The organism is Enterobacter sp. AG326, from assembly GCF_004362415.1.
GTDB lineage: Bacteria > Pseudomonadota > Gammaproteobacteria > Enterobacterales > Enterobacteriaceae > Enterobacter > Enterobacter asburiae.
In genome coordinates, this window is sequence record NZ_SNXG01000011.1 from 1 (window position 1) to 16,987 (window position 16,987).

At 56.8% G+C, this 16,987-nt stretch carries 16 protein-coding genes and 2 tRNA genes; 12 read left to right on the forward strand and 6 right to left on the reverse strand.

Going from position 1 to position 16,987, the window contains the following annotated elements:
* Positions 1–10 precede the first annotated feature (10 nt).
* Positions 11–87: transfer RNA gene (locus DFO52_RS21165), tRNA-Asp, on the forward strand.
* A gap of 53 nt (positions 88–140) precedes the next feature.
* Positions 141–216: transfer RNA gene (locus tag DFO52_RS21170), tRNA-Trp, on the forward strand.
* A 98-nt stretch (positions 217–314) separates the two neighbouring features.
* Here the strand turns inward: DFO52_RS21170 and hdfR are convergent.
* Entirely contained in the window at positions 315–1,136 is an 822-nt protein-coding gene (hdfR, locus tag DFO52_RS21175; RefSeq protein WP_047646979.1) for an HTH-type transcriptional regulator HdfR, read from the reverse strand.
* Positions 1,137–1,254: 118 nt separating this feature from the next.
* On the opposite strand from hdfR, the gene DFO52_RS21180 reads away from it, so the two are divergent.
* On the forward strand, positions 1,255–1,593 hold the full coding sequence (locus tag DFO52_RS21180) for a DUF413 domain-containing protein (RefSeq protein ID WP_023309658.1): 339 nt from the start codon (positions 1,255–1,257) through the stop codon (positions 1,591–1,593).
* A gap of 29 nt (positions 1,594–1,622) precedes the next feature.
* On the opposite strand, the gene DFO52_RS21185 is transcribed toward DFO52_RS21180, so the two are convergent.
* Positions 1,623–3,143 carry a YifB family Mg chelatase-like AAA ATPase gene (locus DFO52_RS21185; RefSeq protein WP_133551138.1) on the reverse strand — a complete coding sequence of 507 codons (1,521 nt, stop codon included), beginning with the start codon at positions 3,141–3,143 and terminating at the stop codon, positions 1,623–1,625.
* Between the two features lie 341 nt (positions 3,144–3,484).
* Here DFO52_RS21185 and ilvL point away from each other — a divergent pair, with 341 nt between their 5' ends.
* The 7 genes from ilvL to ilvA all read left to right on the forward strand — a co-directional run bounded on the left by ilvL (position 3,485) and on the right by ilvA (position 10,035).
* Positions 3,485–3,583, forward strand: a complete 99-nt coding sequence (gene ilvL / locus DFO52_RS21190; protein WP_001311244.1) for an ilv operon leader peptide — start codon at positions 3,485–3,487, stop codon at positions 3,581–3,583.
* A gap of 86 nt (positions 3,584–3,669) precedes the next feature.
* A complete protein-coding gene (gene ilvX, locus DFO52_RS23170) occupies positions 3,670–3,720 on the forward strand; it encodes a peptide IlvX (protein ID WP_166792073.1) in 51 nt (16 codons plus the stop codon).
* A 2-nt stretch (positions 3,721–3,722) separates the two neighbouring features.
* On the forward strand, positions 3,723–5,369 hold the full coding sequence (gene ilvG / locus DFO52_RS21195; RefSeq protein WP_133551139.1) for an acetolactate synthase 2 catalytic subunit: 1,647 nt from the start codon (positions 3,723–3,725) through the stop codon (positions 5,367–5,369).
* A complete protein-coding gene (gene ilvM / locus DFO52_RS21200; protein WP_006179206.1) occupies positions 5,366–5,629 on the forward strand; it encodes an acetolactate synthase 2 small subunit in 264 nt (87 codons plus the stop codon). Before ilvG ends, ilvM begins: the two co-directional genes overlap by 4 nt.
* Positions 5,630–5,647: 18 nt before the next feature.
* Positions 5,648–6,577, forward strand: coding sequence for a branched-chain-amino-acid transaminase (ilvE, locus tag DFO52_RS21205; protein ID WP_023326297.1), 930 nt, complete (start codon positions 5,648–5,650; stop codon positions 6,575–6,577).
* Between the two features lie 60 nt (positions 6,578–6,637).
* A complete protein-coding gene (gene ilvD / locus DFO52_RS21210; protein WP_023333831.1) occupies positions 6,638–8,488 on the forward strand; it encodes a dihydroxy-acid dehydratase in 1,851 nt (616 codons plus the stop codon).
* A gap of 2 nt (positions 8,489–8,490) precedes the next feature.
* Positions 8,491–10,035 carry a threonine ammonia-lyase, biosynthetic gene (ilvA, locus tag DFO52_RS21215; protein WP_133551155.1) on the forward strand — a complete coding sequence of 515 codons (1,545 nt, stop codon included), beginning with the start codon at positions 8,491–8,493 and terminating at the stop codon, positions 10,033–10,035.
* A 45-nt stretch (positions 10,036–10,080) separates the two neighbouring features.
* Here ilvA and ilvY read toward each other — a convergent pair whose 3' ends face one another.
* A complete protein-coding gene (gene ilvY, locus DFO52_RS21220; protein ID WP_032641403.1) occupies positions 10,081–10,971 on the reverse strand; it encodes an HTH-type transcriptional activator IlvY in 891 nt (296 codons plus the stop codon).
* A gap of 152 nt (positions 10,972–11,123) precedes the next feature.
* Here ilvY and ilvC point away from each other — a divergent pair, with 152 nt between their 5' ends.
* Positions 11,124–12,599 (forward strand): ketol-acid reductoisomerase, encoded by a 1,476-nt coding sequence (gene ilvC / locus DFO52_RS21225; RefSeq protein WP_133551140.1) that lies wholly within the window; start codon positions 11,124–11,126, stop codon positions 12,597–12,599.
* 93 nt (positions 12,600–12,692) lie between these two features.
* Here the strand turns inward: ilvC and ppiC (DFO52_RS21230) are convergent, their stop codons facing one another.
* Both ppiC (DFO52_RS21230) and ppiC (DFO52_RS21235) read right to left on the reverse strand, forming a co-directional pair.
* On the reverse strand, positions 12,693–12,974 hold the full coding sequence (gene ppiC, locus DFO52_RS21230; RefSeq protein WP_023309650.1) for a peptidylprolyl isomerase PpiC: 282 nt from the start codon (positions 12,972–12,974) through the stop codon (positions 12,693–12,695).
* A 50-nt stretch (positions 12,975–13,024) separates the two neighbouring features.
* Positions 13,025–13,306: a peptidylprolyl isomerase PpiC gene (gene ppiC, locus DFO52_RS21235; protein WP_004886860.1), complete on the reverse strand. Its 282-nt coding sequence runs from the start codon at positions 13,304–13,306 to the stop codon at positions 13,025–13,027.
* 112 nt (positions 13,307–13,418) lie between these two features.
* Between ppiC (DFO52_RS21235) and rep the strand changes: the two genes are divergently transcribed.
* Entirely contained in the window at positions 13,419–15,443 is a 2,025-nt protein-coding gene (rep, locus tag DFO52_RS21240) for a DNA helicase Rep (protein ID WP_133551141.1), read from the forward strand.
* Positions 15,444–15,502: 59 nt separating this feature from the next.
* Here rep and gppA read toward each other — a convergent pair whose 3' ends face one another.
* Positions 15,503–16,987 (reverse strand): guanosine-5'-triphosphate,3'-diphosphate diphosphatase, encoded by a 1,485-nt coding sequence (gene gppA / locus DFO52_RS21245; protein ID WP_121930903.1) that lies wholly within the window; start codon positions 16,985–16,987, stop codon positions 15,503–15,505.

The following is a 16,987-nucleotide window of genomic DNA, read 5'->3' on the forward strand; positions in this document are numbered from 1 at the left end:
AGTCTTCGGTGGAGCGGTAGTTCAGTCGGTTAGAATACCTGCCTGTCACGCAGGGGGTCGCGGGTTCGAGTCCCGTCCGTTCCGCCACTTATTAAGACATTAAGCCTGCCTTGTTGGCAGGCTTAATGGCAAAAAACTTTAGGGGCGTAGCTCAGTTGGTAGAGCACCGGTCTCCAAAACCGGGTGTCGCGAGTTCGAGTCTCTCCGCCCCTGCCATATAGAATCCTTTGCTTCGGCAAAGGATTTTTTTTGCCTGAAACACTGCAGAAAATTCTCTTCTTAATTTTCAGCCAGCATCCCTGCTGGCTGATGCATCAATCCATTACATTGATTTTTAACAGATCTTTTATCTGAGATTGCTTATCACTGTTTTGCAGCCAAATTGCATACAGCGGCCTGGTAAGCGTGGTGGAATCCAGCACGGTGTGCAGCCCTGCTTTAGCATCTGCCCAGCGAACAGGTAACCAGGTACAACCTTTCAGCAGAGACAGCTGCTGACAGGCGATCTCTGCCGAGCTGGTCGTTAACTGCGGAACATCATCAGGTGCAATCAGTCCCGTCTCGTGCTGCTGAAAATCCGGTCCCCATTCCAGGCGTAAATAGGTCAGGTCTGCCTTCATCATCGAAGGTTCAGACGCATAAAGCGCCAGGCCAAACTGGCCCACAATCTGGCTGCTAAATTCGTCCATCTTGGGGGCTTCGGTTGTGATCAGAAGATCAAGCTGGCGTTCATGAAGTTGCTTAACCAGCGACTGCCGCTGTGCAATCCTGGCTTCAAATTGCAGGTGGCCATGTGAATGATACAGCCGGGTAAGCCACTGACTTAGCATGCATTCCCACAGAGAAGCGCTGGCCCCTATCGAAAATTCATTATGTCTTGAAGTATGTGCGACCTCTTTACGTGCCGCCTGCCATGTATTCATCAGCGTTTCTGCGTACGGCAGCAGTTTCTCGCCGGCAGGCGTTAAGCGAATATTGTTACGATGGCGGGTAAAAAGATTCACACCCAATTGATTTTCCAGCTGTCGAATACGAAAACTGACTGCTGACTGCGTCAGGTAAAGGGCCTCAGCTGCTCGCCCAAAGTGGCGTGTTCTGCTCACTTCAAGGAAAGTTTTAAGCAATTCCGTATCCACATCTTTCTCCGCAAAATTATTTGTCGTTATGATTTAAATGTTTTGTTTTACACTCTGTCAAGCGTAACTAATACTCCGCGCCATAAATAGCTCGGCCAAAGAATTAGGAGCGTGTAGGATGGCGGAAAGCTTTACGACGACTAATCGTTTTTTCGACAATAAACATTATCCGCGCGGGTTCTCTCGTCACGGCGATTTCACCATCAAAGAAGCTCAACTGCTTGAGCGCCATGGTTATGCCTTTAACGAGCTGGATCTTGGTAAGCGTGAACCTGCAACCGAAGACGAAAAACAGTTTGTTTCTGTTTGCCGTGGTGAGCGTGAGCCGGAGTCTGAAGCGGAACGTGTATGGATCAAATACATGGCGCGCATTAAGCGTCCAAAACGCTTCCATACGCTTTCTGGCGGCAAGCCGCAGATGGAAGGTGCAGAAGACTACACCGAGTCTGATGACTAAATGAAAAGAAGGGGCTACGGCCCCTTTTTTTATGCCAGCAATTTCTGCAAATGCAGCAGTAAACGATCGATAGCGCGGTAGCTCAGCGCCTCCTGCAAATGTTTCCTCTCAATGTCAGTGCATCCCTCCACGTCAGCAATGGTTCTGGCCACCTTCAGCAAACGCTGCCACGCACGTATGGACAGCCCGAACCGCGTCAACGTCTCCTCCAGCCATCCCGCATCCTCGACGTTAAGAGAACAGAACTGTCGGATCCCGGCATTATCCAGCCGCGCATTCAGCCTGTTCTGACGAGCGTACTGCCGCGTCTGGGCTGCAATCACCCGCTCGCGTACCTCCGTTGAGCTTTCACCCGTTATGCCCGTTTGCCTGAGCAGACCCGGCGGGGGAAGGGGGATTTCGAGGGATAAATCGAAACGGTCGAGGAACGGGCCGGATAACTTACCCAGATAGCGCAACGTCTGCTCTGGCGTACAGCGGTTATGGTTGCCCTGGTAGTGACCCGTCGGGCTGGGGTTCATCGCCGCGACCAGCTGAAACTGCGCGGGATAGCTTATTTTCGCTCGTGCGCGTGAGATATGTATCTCACCGGATTCAATAGGTTCCCTCAGTGCATCCAGCACGCGGCGCTCAAACTCAGGCAGCTCATCGAGAAACAGAATGCCATTGTGTGCCAGCGAGATTTCACCCGGCCCGGGGATAGACCCACCGCCAACCATTGCCGTCAGTGAAGCGCTATGATGTGGGGAACGAAAAGGACGGCGGCGCCACTGTTTTTGCAACGACGTCGAACTGATAAGGCTATATATGGCGGCACTTTCCAGCGCTTCATGATTATTGAGCGGTGGAAGCAACCCACTTAACCTGCTTGCCAGCATTGTTTTACCCGTACCCGGCGGGCCAATTAACAGAAGATTGTGTCCACCAGCCGCCGTAATCTCCAGCGCCCGTTTCCCTTGCTCCTGTCCCATAATCTCGCTGAGATCCTCTGGAGCATCCGCTATAGCATCATCGCACTCCTCCGGCTCGGACAGTTCATGACGCCCTTCCAGCCAGGCACAAACTTCCTGTAAATGCCCCGCGATGAGACACCCCTTCTCGGCGATAAGACTCACTTCTGATGCGTTTTCATTGGCGACAATGATTTGCCGTCCTGCTCGTATGGCTTCCAGCGCTCCCGATATCGCACCGGGAACGCCTCTTAACGCGCCTGTAAGCGCGAGTTCGCCAACGAACTCATACGAGCCTAGCCGTGTCGTATTAAGCTGCTCAGAAGCCGCGAGAAGGGCAATTGCGATAGGTAAATCGTATCGTCCCCCCTCTTTAGGCAGATCGGCAGGAGCAAGGTTGATGGTGATCTTCTTCGCGGGGAAGGTATAACCGCTATTTATTATTGCGCTGCGAACGCGATCCCTGGCCTCTTTAACCGTCGTTTCAGGTAACCCGACAAGCGTGAGTCCCGGTAGCCCATTACTTAAATGAACCTCGACGGAAATAAGCGGTGCCTTTACCCCGAGAGCCGCACGCGTATAAACAACTGACAGTGACATTTGCACTACCTCCTGGTGTGACTATGCCAGCGTCTCTTTTGTCTGTTTAGCATCATTTTGCGAATTTACGCCGCCTGTTCAGAGATTTTAAGCGCACAATGAAACCATTGCATAACCGTGGAAGCCTCCTCGCAGAATGTAAAAAGCCCCGTTTTGACGTTAAGAACCGCAGTAAAAAAATGAAAAATATTCATTTTCTAATTTCCGTATATAAAACAACGCTTTTAAGAAATATGATTCGCTGCCTAATCAAATCCGTCATAAATAAATCTTGTGTTTGATTTAAAAACTGTGATAACTCTTTAGGTATTCCTTCGAACAAGATGCAAAAAGAACTGAAAATGACAGCCCTTCTACGAGTGATTAGCCTGGTCGTGATTAGCGTGGTGGTGATTATTATCCCACCGTGCGGGGCTGCACTTGGACGAGGAAAGGCTTAGAAATCAAGCCTTAACGAACTAAGACCCCCGCACCGAAAGGTCCGGGGGTTTTTTTATGACTAAAAAACGTAAATGAGGAGCAGAGAATGACGACTAGCACAAAATTCTGTTTCTCCCGATTTATGACGGGGAACTGACTATGAATGGGGCACAGTGGGTAGTACATGCGTTGCGCGCGCAGGGAGTCGAAACCGTATTCGGTTATCCGGGTGGCGCAATTATGCCGATTTACGATGCACTGTATGACGGCGGCGTGGAACATCTCTTGTGCCGACACGAGCAGGGCGCAGCGATGGCAGCTATTGGCTATGCCCGCGCGACAGGTAAAACCGGCGTGTGTATGGCGACGTCAGGCCCGGGCGCAACGAACCTGATCACCGGTCTGGCTGACGCGCTGCTGGATTCCGTTCCCGTTGTCGCCATCACCGGGCAGGTGGCGTCTCCGTTCATCGGTACCGATGCTTTCCAGGAAGTCGACGTCCTCGGTTTATCGCTGGCCTGTACCAAACACAGCTTCCTCGTCCAGTCTCTGGAAGAGCTGCCGCGCGTAATGGCAGAAGCATTCGAAGTGGCAAGCTCCGGCCGTCCTGGTCCGGTTCTGGTCGATATCCCGAAAGATATCCAGGTGGCTCTCGGCGATCTGGAACCGCACTTCTCCACCGTTGAAAGCGACGATGCGTTTCCGGATGCGGAGGTTGATGAGGCCCGCCAGATGCTGGCGCAGGCGAAACAGCCGATGCTGTACGTCGGCGGTGGCGTCGGCATGGCGCAGGCCGTTCCAGCCCTGCGCGAATTTATCGCAACAACGCAGATGCCAGCGACCTGCACGCTGAAAGGTCTCGGTGCTGTCGACGCGGATTACCCATACTATCTGGGCATGCTGGGGATGCACGGCACCAAAGCAGCAAACCTGGCGGTGCAGGAGTGCGATCTGCTCATCGCCGTCGGTGCCCGTTTTGACGACCGCGTTACCGGCAAGTTGAATACCTTTGCGCCGAACGCCAAAGTCATTCATATGGATATCGACCCGGCGGAGATGAACAAGCTGCGTCAGGCGCATGTCGCCTTGCAGGGCGATCTCAACGCGCTGTTACCGGCATTGCAGCAGCCGCTGGATATCAACGCATGGCGTCAGCACACCGCAGACATGCGCGCCGAGCACGCCTGGCGTTACGACCACCCCGGCGAGGCCATCTACGCGCCGCTGCTGTTGAAGCAGTTGTCCGACCGTAAACCGGCTGACAGCGTCGTCACAACCGACGTAGGCCAGCACCAGATGTGGTCCGCGCAGCACATGACCTACACCCGCCCGGAAAACTTCATCACCTCCAGCGGCTTGGGTACCATGGGCTTCGGTCTGCCAGCAGCCGTTGGTGCGCAGGTTGCTCGCCCTAACGATACCGTTATCTGTATCTCCGGTGACGGCTCCTTCATGATGAACGTTCAGGAGCTCGGCACCGTTAAGCGCAAGCAGTTGCCGCTGAAAATCGTCTTGCTCGACAACCAGCGTTTAGGGATGGTTCGCCAGTGGCAGCAGCTGTTCTTCCAGGAGCGTTACAGCGAAACGACGCTCACCGATAACCCCGATTTCCTCACCCTGGCCAGCGCCTTTGGCATCCCTGGCCAGCACATCACCCGTAAAGATCAGGTTGAAGCGGCGCTCGACACCATGCTGAACAGCGATGGGCCTTACCTGCTTCATGTCTCAATCGACGAACTCGAGAACGTCTGGCCGTTGGTACCGCCTGGTGCCAGTAACTCACAAATGATGGAGAAATTATCATGATGCAGCATCAGGTCGCCGTACAGGCTCGCTTCAACCCGGAAACCTTAGAACGCGTTTTGCGTGTGGTGCGTCATCGTGGTTTTCAGATTTGCTCTATGAATATGGAAACGGCCACAGACGCCCAAAACATCAGTATCGAATTAACCGTTGCCAGCCCGCGGTCGGTCGACTTACTGTTTAGTCAGTTATCAAAGCTGGTAGACGTTGCCCATGTTGCCATCTGCCAGAGCACAACCACATCACAACAAATCCGCGCTTAAGCGTGACAGGACGAAAAAATGACGACAAAAAAAGCTGATTACATTTGGTTCAACGGTGAGATGGTTCGCTGGGAGGACGCGAAGGTCCACGTGATGTCCCACGCGCTGCACTACGGTACCTCCGTATTTGAAGGCATCCGTTGCTACGATTCTCACAAAGGGCCAGTGGTGTTCCGCCATCGCGAACACATGCAGCGTCTGCATGACTCAGCCAAAATTTATCGTTTCCCGGTTTCACAAAGCGTTGACGAGCTGATGGAAGCCTGTCGCGACGTGATCCGTAAAAACAACCTGACCAGCGCCTATATTCGTCCGCTGGTGTTCGTGGGCGACGTCGGCATGGGCGTGAACCCGCCAGCCGGTTATAACACCGATGTGATCATTGCCGCGTTCCCATGGGGTGCCTACCTGGGTGCAGAAGCCCTGGAGCAGGGGATCGACGCAATGGTCTCTTCCTGGAATCGCGTTGCGCCAAACACTATTCCGACCGCCGCGAAAGCAGGCGGTAACTACCTTTCTTCCCTGCTGGTCGGTAGCGAAGCGCGCCGCCACGGCTATCAGGAAGGTATCGCCCTGGACGTGAATGGCTACATCTCTGAAGGCGCGGGCGAAAACCTGTTTGAAGTGAAAGACGGTATCCTGTTCACGCCGCCATTCACCTCGTCCGCGCTGCCGGGCATCACCCGTGACGCCATCATCAAGCTGGCGAAAGATCTGGGTATCGAAGTGCGCGAGCAGGTGCTGTCCCGTGAATCCCTCTATCTGGCGGATGAAGTGTTTATGTCCGGTACGGCGGCTGAAATCACGCCGGTACGCAGCGTAGACGGTATCCAGGTGGGCGAAGGCCGCTGCGGTCCGGTCACCAAACGTATTCAGCAAGCGTTCTTTGGCCTCTTCACCGGCGAAACAGAAGATAAATACGGCTGGTTGGATCAGGTTAATCACTAAGCATAAATTTGGGACGGCACGCACCGTCCCATTAAATAGTCAGACGGGAGTCAATAAAGCATGCCTAAGTATCGTTCAGCCACCACCACCCACGGCCGTAATATGGCGGGAGCCCGCGCGCTGTGGCGCGCCACCGGAATGACCGACGCCGATTTCGGCAAGCCGATTATCGCCGTGGTGAACTCCTTCACCCAGTTTGTACCGGGCCACGTGCACCTGCGCGATCTCGGTAAGCTGGTTGCCGAGCAAATCGAAGCCTCCGGCGGCGTGGCAAAAGAGTTCAACACCATTGCGGTGGATGACGGTATCGCGATGGGGCACGGGGGCATGCTTTATTCACTGCCGTCGCGCGAGCTGATCGCCGACTCCGTAGAGTATATGGTTAACGCCCACTGCGCCGATGCGATGGTCTGCATCTCCAACTGCGACAAAATCACCCCGGGGATGCTGATGGCCTCCCTGCGCCTGAACATTCCGGTGATCTTCGTCTCCGGCGGCCCAATGGAAGCGGGGAAAACCAAGCTCTCCGACAAAATCATCAAGCTCGACCTGGTCGATGCGATGATCCAGGGCGCGGACCCGAAAGTCTCTGACGAGCAGAGCGACCAGGTGGAACGCTCCGCGTGTCCGACCTGTGGCTCCTGTTCCGGGATGTTCACCGCTAACTCCATGAACTGCCTGACCGAAGCGCTGGGTCTTTCTCAGCCGGGTAACGGCTCGCTGCTGGCGACCCACGCCGACCGTAAGCAGCTGTTCCTCAATGCCGGTAAGCGCATCGTTGAGCTGACCAAACGCTACTACGAGCAGGACGACGCCAGCGCGCTGCCGCGCAATATCGCCAGCAAAGCGGCGTTCGAAAACGCCATGACGCTGGATATCGCCATGGGCGGCTCTACCAACACCGTTCTGCACCTGCTGGCCGCCGCACAGGAAGCCGAAATCGACTTCACCATGAGCGACATCGACAAGCTCTCCCGCAAAGTCCCGCAGCTGTGCAAAGTCGCGCCGAGCACCCAGAAGTACCATATGGAAGACGTGCATCGTGCCGGCGGCGTGCTGGGCATTCTGGGCGAGCTGGATCGCGCCGGGCTGCTGAACCGTGACGTGAAAAACGTGCTCGGCCTGACGCTGCCGGAGTCGCTGGACCAGTACGACGTCATGCTGACCAAAGACGACGCGGTGAAAAAGATGTTCCGCGCCGGTCCTGCCGGTATCCGTACCACCCAGGCGTTCTCGCAGGACTGTCGCTGGGATACCCTGGACGATGACCGCGCCGAAGGCTGCATCCGCTCGCTGGAGCACGCCTACAGCAAAGACGGCGGTCTGGCCGTGCTGTACGGTAACTTCGCGGAAAACGGCTGCATCGTGAAAACCGCAGGCGTGGACGACAGCATCCTGAAATTCACCGGTCCGGCGAAAGTATACGAAAGCCAGGATGAAGCGGTAGAGGCAATTCTCGGCGGCAAAGTAGTGGAAGGCGACGTGGTTGTCATTCGCTACGAAGGGCCGAAAGGCGGTCCCGGCATGCAGGAGATGCTCTACCCAACCACCTTCCTGAAATCCATGGGACTCGGTAAGGCGTGTGCGCTGATCACCGACGGGCGTTTCTCCGGCGGCACCTCCGGCCTCTCTATCGGCCACGTTTCCCCGGAAGCGGCAAGCGGCGGCAACATCGCCATCATCGAAGACGGCGACCTGATCGAAATCGACATTCCGAATCGCGGTATTCAGCTGAAGCTGAGCGACCAGGAAATTGCGGCCCGTCGTGAAGCGCAGGAAGCCCGCGGCGATAAAGCCTGGACGCCGAAAGACCGCCAGCGTGAAGTCTCCTTTGCCCTGCGCGCCTACGCGAGCCTTGCCACCAGTGCAGATAAAGGCGCGGTGCGCGATAAATCTAAACTTGGGGGCTAATGATGGCCGAGTCACAACCCTTATCCGCCGCCCCCGAGGGGGCGGAATACCTGAGAGCGGTGCTGCGCGCGCCGGTCTATGAAGCCGTGCAGGTTACGCCCCTGCAGAAAATGGAAAAACTCTCTTCGCGCCTCGACAACGTCATTCTGGTCAAGCGCGAAGACCGTCAGCCGGTGCACAGCTTTAAGCTGCGCGGCGCCTACGCGATGATGGCCGGGCTGACCGATGAGCAGAAAGCACGCGGCGTGATTACCGCGTCTGCGGGCAACCACGCCCAGGGCGTTGCGTTCTCGTCTGCTCGTCTGGGGCTGAAGGCGCTGATCGTGATGCCGGTCGCTACCGCAGATATCAAAGTCGACGCGGTGCGCGGTTTCGGCGGCGAAGTTCTGCTCCACGGCGCCAACTTTGACGAAGCCAAAGCCAAAGCGATTGAGCTTGCGCAGCAGCAGGGTTTCACCTGGGTGCCGCCGTTCGACCACCCGATGGTGATTGCCGGGCAGGGCACGCTGGCGCTGGAACTGCTGCAGCAGGATGCCCATCTCGATCGCGTGTTTGTGCCGGTCGGCGGCGGTGGCCTGGCTGCGGGCGTCGCGGTGCTGATCAAACAGCTGATGCCGCAGATCAAAGTCATCGCCGTTGAAGCGGAAGACTCTGCCTGCCTGAAAGCGGCGCTGGATGCGGGTCACCCGGTAGATCTACCGCGCGTCGGGCTGTTTGCCGAGGGCGTGGCGGTGAAGCGCATTGGGGATGAAACCTTCCGCCTGTGCCAGGAATATCTCGACGATATCGTCACGGTTGATAGCGATGCTATCTGCGCGGCGATGAAAGATCTGTTCGAGGATGTGCGCGCGGTAGCGGAACCTTCCGGCGCGCTGGCGCTGGCGGGGATGAAAAAATACGTCGCGCAGCACAACATTCGCGGCGAGCGGCTGGCGCACGTGCTGTCTGGTGCCAACGTGAATTTCCACGGCCTGCGCTACGTTTCCGAGCGCTGCGAGCTGGGCGAACAGCGGGAAGCGCTGCTGGCGGTGACCATTCCGGAAGAGAAGGGCAGCTTCCTGAAGTTCTGTCAGCTGCTGGGCGGTCGTTCGGTGACGGAGTTTAACTACCGTTTTGCCGATGCCAAAGACGCCTGTATTTTTGTCGGCGTGCGCTTGAGCCACGGCGTGGAGGAGCGCAAAGAGATCCTCAACCTGCTGCATGAGGGCGGCTACAGCGTGGTCGATCTCTCTGACGACGAGATGGCGAAGCTGCACGTGCGCTACATGGTCGGCGGGCGTCCATCGAAGCCGCTCCGGGAACGTCTGTTCAGCTTCGAGTTCCCGGAATCGCCGGGCGCGCTGCTCAAGTTCCTGCACACGCTGGGCACGCACTGGAACATCTCTCTGTTCCACTACCGCAGCCACGGCACCGACTACGGCCGCGTGCTGGCGGCGTTCGAACTGGGCGAGCACGAGCCGGATTTCGAAACGCGGCTGAACGAGCTGGGCTATGAGTGTCATGACGAAACCCATAACCCTGCCTTCCGCTTCTTCCTCGCGGGCTAAGGGCTGAGCTGCGTGTAGGCCGGGTAAGCGCAGCGCCACCCGGCTTTAGTGGTTCGGCAATATCTGCCAGAACGCATCAATAAGCGGCTCATGCAGCCGCTTTTTTTGTGCGCACACGCCAAGCTCAAACGGCGTCTTCTCGTCGCTGCGCTCCAGAATCATCACGCGATTGCGCACCGGTTCAGGGCTATTTTCCAGCACCACTTCAGGCAGCAGCGCCACGCCGCAGCCCAGCGCCACCATCGACACCATCGCCTCATGGCCGCTGACCGTGGCGTAAATCGACGGGTTGCTGATTTTCTGACGGCGGAACCACAGCTCGATGCGGCGGCGCACCGGCCCCTGATCGGCCATGATAAACGGCACCGTGGACCAGTCCGGTTTTTCCACCGATACCTGGTTACGCACCGGGCAGGGCAGCGCCGGGGCAATCAGTACAACCGCCAGATTCTCCAGCATTGAGAATGCCACCGCGCCCGGCAGGGTTTCAGGTTTCCCGGCAATGGCGAGATCCGCTTCGCCCGTCACCACTTTTTCCATTGCGTCGGAGGCATCGCCGGTCGTGAGCTTAATTTCAACCGACGGATGCGCCGCGCGGAAGCGGTCGAGAATCGGCGGCAGATGGCTATAGGCGGCGGTCACGGAGCAGAAAATATGCAGTTCGCCGGAAAGTGACGGCCCCTGCTGATCAATCGAATGCCGCAGCTGCTGGTACTGCAACAGCGTCTGCTGGGCAAAAATGCGCAGTTCTTCACCCGCTTCCGTGAGGGTGACGGTGCGGTTGTCGCGTACGAACAGCGGCTGGCCGAGGTCTTCCTCAAGGCGCTGGATCTGGCGTGAAAGCGTGGAGGGGCTAACGTGCATCGCCCGGGCGCTGCGGCCAAAATGGCGGCTTTCCGCCAGGTGCAGGAACATTTTCAGATCGCGTAAATCCACCGATTCCACTCCCTCTTTTTATATTGCAAAAATTGCAACATGACGTTGTGAATATATCAATTTCCGCAATAAATTTCCTGTTGTAATGTGGGTACATTCTCGCTGAAACGCGAACCGAACAATAAGACACACAACATCACGAGGTATCACCCATGGCTAACTACTTTAATACACTGAACTTGCGCCAGCAGCTGGCGCAGCTGGGCAAATGCCGCTTCATGGCGCGCGACGAATTTGCCGATGGCGCGAGCTACCTTCAGGGTAAAAAAGTGGTCATCGTCGGCTGTGGCGCACAGGGTCTGAACCAGGGCCTGAACATGCGTGACTCCGGTCTGGATATCTCCTACGCCCTGCGTAAAGAAGCGATTGCTGAGAAGCGTGCTTCCTGGCGCAAAGCGACCGAAAACGGCTTCAAAGTGGGTACCTATGAAGAGCTGATCCCGCAGGCGGATCTGGTGGTTAACCTGACCCCGGACAAGCAGCACTCTGACGTTGTGCGTTCCGTACAGCCGCTGATGAAAGACGGCGCCGCGCTGGGTTACTCCCACGGCTTCAACATCGTTGAAGTGGGCGAGCAGATCCGTAAAGACATCACCGTAGTGATGGTGGCACCGAAGTGCCCGGGTACGGAAGTGCGCGAAGAGTACAAGCGCGGCTTCGGCGTGCCGACCCTGATCGCGGTTCACCCGGAAAACGATCCGAAAGGCGAAGGCATGGCGATTGCCAAAGCATGGGCAGCGGCGACCGGCGGCCACCGTGCGGGCGTGCTGGAATCCTCCTTCGTTGCCGAAGTGAAATCTGACCTGATGGGTGAGCAGACTATCCTCTGCGGTATGCTGCAGGCCGGTTCGCTGCTGTGCTTCGACAAGCTGGTGGAAGAAGGTACCGACCCGGCCTACGCGGAAAAACTGATTCAGTTCGGCTGGGAAACCATCACCGAAGCGCTGAAGCAGGGCGGTATTACGCTGATGATGGACCGTCTGTCCAACCCGGCAAAACTGCGTGCTTACGCGCTGTCTGAACAGCTGAAAACCATCATGGCACCGCTGTTCCAGAAACACATGGACGACATCATCTCCGGCGAATTCTCTTCCGGCATGATGGCGGACTGGGCGAACGACGATAAAAACCTGCTGACCTGGCGTGAAGAGACCGGTAAAACCGCGTTCGAAACCGCGCCACAGTATGAAGGTAAAATCGGCGAGCAGGAGTACTTCGATAAAGGCGTACTGATGATCGCGATGGTGAAAGCAGGCGTTGAGCTGGCGTTCGAAACCATGGTGGATTCCGGCATTATCGAAGAGTCTGCGTACTACGAATCTCTGCACGAGCTGCCGCTGATTGCGAACACCATCGCCCGTAAGCGTCTGTACGAAATGAACGTGGTGATCTCTGATACCGCAGAATACGGTAACTACCTGTTCTCTTACGCCTGCGTACCGCTGCTGAAAGAGTTTATGACCACTCTGCAGACGGGCGATCTGGGCAGAGCGATTGCGGAAGGTGCCGTGGATAACGCGCAGCTGCGCGATGTGAACGAAGCGATTCGCAGCCACCAGATCGAGAAAGTGGGCCACAAACTGCGTGGCTACATGACCGATATGAAGCGTATCGCGGTCGCGGGTTAATACCAGGTGCGGGCTGATGCCCTCACCCCGACCCTCTCCCACAGGGAGAGGGGGCAAACATTAAAGGCCTTCTCTTAGAGAAGGCCTTGCTGTTTATTTCCGATACAGAACCTTAATAATGTGATACCCGAACTGGGTATGCAGCGGGCCGGTTGGCTCCAGCACCGGGCAGGAGAACACCACTTTATCGAACGCCGGAACCATCTGGCCCTGGCGGAACTCACCCAGATCGCCGCCGCGTTTGCCTGACGGGCAGATGGAGTGCTTCTTAGCCAGCTTGCCGAAGTCGGCACCGTTTTTAATCTGCTCCAGAAGATCTAAAGCCAGTTTCTCTTCTTTAACGAGGATGTGCACTGCTGCTGCTGTTTTTGCCATGATCGTACCTTGAATAGGTTGAAATAAATCGGGGCGCAATATACCACGCGTCAGCGGCGATAAAGCACCTTAATGATATGGTAGCCAAATTTGGTTTTTACCGGGCCGTAGGGCTTCAGAAGCGGGCAGCTAAAGACCGCCTGATCGAACGGGCCGACCATCGCACCTTGTTGAAACTCGCCGAGATCCCCGCCATTGCGCCCGGAAGGGCATTTAGAGTAACGCTTCGCCAGATGATCAAAGCTGATGCCGCGCTCCAGCTTGGCCAGGATCTCCTGGGCCAGTTTCTCTTCTTTTACCAGAATATGCAGGGCTGCTGCGGTCTTTTTCATGGTTCTGCTCTACGGGTTAAACGCGATTTCTCCACTTTATCATTAGCCGGTAAATCTGCGCCCGGCTTTCTGCTACAATCCACACCCCGTTCGAAGATTGAGCAACACTCCCATGCGTTTAAACCCTGGACAACAACAAGCGGTCGAATTCGTTACTGGACCATGCCTGGTGCTGGCAGGGGCCGGTTCGGGTAAAACCCGCGTGATCACCAACAAAATCGCCCATCTGATCCACAACTGCGGGTATCAGGCGCGACACATTGCGGCGGTCACCTTTACCAATAAAGCGGCGCGCGAGATGAAAGAGCGCGTCGCTCAGACGCTGGGCCGTAAAGAGGCGCGCGGCCTGATGATCTCCACCTTCCACACGCTGGGGCTGGATATCATCAAACGCGAGTATGCGGCGCTGGGAATGAAGTCCAACTTCTCGCTCTTCGATGACACCGATCAGGTGGCGCTGCTCAAAGAGCTCACCGAGGGGCTGATCGAAGATGACAAAGTGCTGTTGCAGCAGCTGATCTCGACGATCTCGAACTGGAAAAACGATCTGATGACGCCGGCCCAGGCCGCGGCGATCGCCAAAGGCGAACGGGATCGGATCTTCGCCCACTGCTACGGTCTGTACGATGCGCATATGAAAGCGTGCAACGTGCTGGACTTTGACGATCTGATCCTGCTGCCCACGCTGCTGCTGCAGCGCAATGAAGAAGTGCGCGAGCGTTGGCAGAACAAAATCCGCTACCTGCTGGTGGATGAATATCAGGACACCAACACCAGCCAGTATGAGCTGGTGAAGCTGCTGGTGGGGCAGCGCGCGCGTTTCACCGTGGTAGGCGACGATGACCAGTCGATTTACTCCTGGCGCGGCGCGCGCCCGCAAAACCTGGTGCTGCTGAGCCAAGATTTCCCGGCCCTGCAGGTGATTAAGCTGGAGCAAAACTACCGATCCTCCGGGCGTATCCTGAAGGCGGCAAACATCCTGATTGCCAATAACCCGCACGTATTTGAGAAGCGTCTCTTCTCCGAACTGGGCTACGGCACGGAGCTGAAAGTGCTCAGCGCCAACAATGAGGATCATGAAGCGGAGCGCGTGACGGGCGAGCTCATCGCTCACCACTTCGTCAACAAAACCGAATATAAGGATTACGCGATCCTCTATCGCGGCAATCACCAGTCGCGCGTCTTTGAAAAGATGCTGATGCAGAACCGCATTCCGTACAAAATCTCGGGCGGCACGTCGTTCTTCTCACGACCAGAAATCAAAGATCTGCTGGCCTACCTGCGCGTGCTCACGAACCCGGATGACGACAGCGCGTTTCTGCGCATAGTGAATACGCCAAAACGCGAGATTGGCCCGGCGACGCTGCAAAAGCTCGGCGAGTGGGCGATGACCCGCAACAAAAGTATGTTTACCGCCAGCTTCGACATGGGGCTGAGCCAGACGTTAACCGGACGCGGGTATGACTCGTTAACCCGCTTCACCCACTGGCTCGGCGAAGTGCAGCGTCTCGCGGAGCGCGAGCCGGTGGCGGCAGTGCGCGATCTCATTCACGGCATCGACTATGAGTCCTGGCTGTATGAAACCTCAGCCAGCCCGAAGGCGGCAGAGATGCGCATGAAAAACGTTAACCAGCTCTTCAGCTGGATGACCGAAATGCTCGAGGGCTCTGAAATCGACGAGCCAATGACCCTGACGCAGGTGGTCACTCGCTTTACCCTGCGCGACATGATGGAGCGCGGCGAGAGCGAAGAAGAGGCCGATCAGGTTCAGCTGATGACGCTGCATGCGTCAAAAGGGCTGGAGTTCCCGTATGTTTATCTGGTCGGCATGGAAGAGGGATTGTTGCCGCACCAGAGCAGCATTGATGAAGATAACGTCGACGAGGAGCGCCGTCTGGCCTACGTGGGGATCACACGCGCGCAGAAAGAGCTAACGTTCACGCTGTGTAAAGAGCGCCGCCAGTATGGTGAACTGGTACGCCCGGAGCCGAGTCGTTTCCTGCTGGAACTGCCGCAGGATGACGTGATCTGGGAACAGGAGCGCAAAGTGATTACCGCGGAAGAGCGGATGCACAAGGGTCAGGCTAACGTGGCGAACATCCGCGCCATGCTGGCAAAAGCCAAAGAGAAAGGATAAGGCCGTAGGGATCTGTAGGCCGGGTAAGGCGAAGCCGCCACCCGGCAATGTTTAGTGTATTACTTTACCTCAAGCACCCAGTGCACATAGCTCTGCCACTGGCATTCCTGCTCGATCATTTCTGCCCCTAACGGGTGACGATCAATCCAGTTCTCCGGCAGCGTCAGCGAAAGCTTCTCGTCATCGGCCACCAGATTAATGGCGGGCAGCAAATCATCGCGGCGGCGGCTGGCAAACAGGATCGCCAGACGCAGCAGGCGGCACATATGCTCGGCCACGCGCGGCGGGACGGCGTTTTGCTGATGCAAAGAGGAGAGATCGACGGCATTGGTCTGGTTCAGCAGCAGCGTTGCCAGCAATTTTTTCTGCGCGGGTGTATAGCCCGGTAAATCAAGGTTGCGTACCAGATACGCTGCGTGAGCCGGTGCCTGCTTAAAATCAATGCTCAGTCCGACTTCATGGAGCGCGCAGGCGCTCAGCAGTAAATCCCGGCTCAGATGATCAAGATCCCAGACGTTAGCAACCCGATCGGCGAAGCGTGACGCCAGCTGCGATACGCGTCCTGCCTGATCGATATCAACCAGAAAACGACGCTGAACGTTGCGCAGGGTACGGCTGCGGATGTCCTGATCGACCGACAGATGTAACATCCCGTAGACCAGACCTTCGCGCAGCGCGCCGCCGGCCAGGGTCATACACTGGATGTTCAGCTCGGTGAAAATAGCGATAAGAATAGCCAGCCCGCTCGGGAAGACCAGCGCGCGTTCCAGCGTCAGGCCTTCAATTTCCAGCTCTTCCAGGCGCCCGCACTGAATAGCGCGCTGTTTCAGCTGCTGAAGCTTGGCAAGCGTAATCCGCTCGTCCATCCCCTGCGCCATCATGATTTCCTGCAGAGCCTGCACGGTACCCGAGGCACCCACGCAGACTTTCCAGCCGTGATAGCGCAGCTCGTCCATCACCGGGCGTAACACCTCGCGCGCGGCGTTTTCTGCCTCGTCGAAGTTCTCTTTCGCCAGGTTCCGATCGGTAAAGTAGCGCTCAAGCCAGGTCACGCAGCCCATCGACAGGCTGAACAGCGACGTTGCCTGCGCGCCGGTGCCGGTCACAAGCTCGGTACTAGCACCGCCAATATCCACCACCAGACGGCGATCGTCACCTCCCGTGGTGTGCGCAACGCCCTGGTAAATCAGGCGAGCTTCTTCTTCACCGCTGATAACCTGTACCGGACAACCCAGAATTTCCTGCGCTCTGGCAATGAAATCCACGGCGTTAACCGCCAGGCGGAGTGTCGCAGTGGCGACCACGGTGATTTGGGCGTGCGGGATATCCTGCAGACGTTCGGCAAAGAGCCGCAGACACTGCCAGCCACGTTCCATGGCCTCAGGTGAGAGGTGATTATCGCTGCTCAGGCCCGCCGCGAGGCGGACCTTGCGCTTGATGCGCGTCAGCGTTTGTATGCTTCCCGCCACCTCGCGCACAACCAGCATATGAAAACTATTCGAACCGAGATCAATTGCCGCATAAAGCGAGGTGGAGCTGAGCAT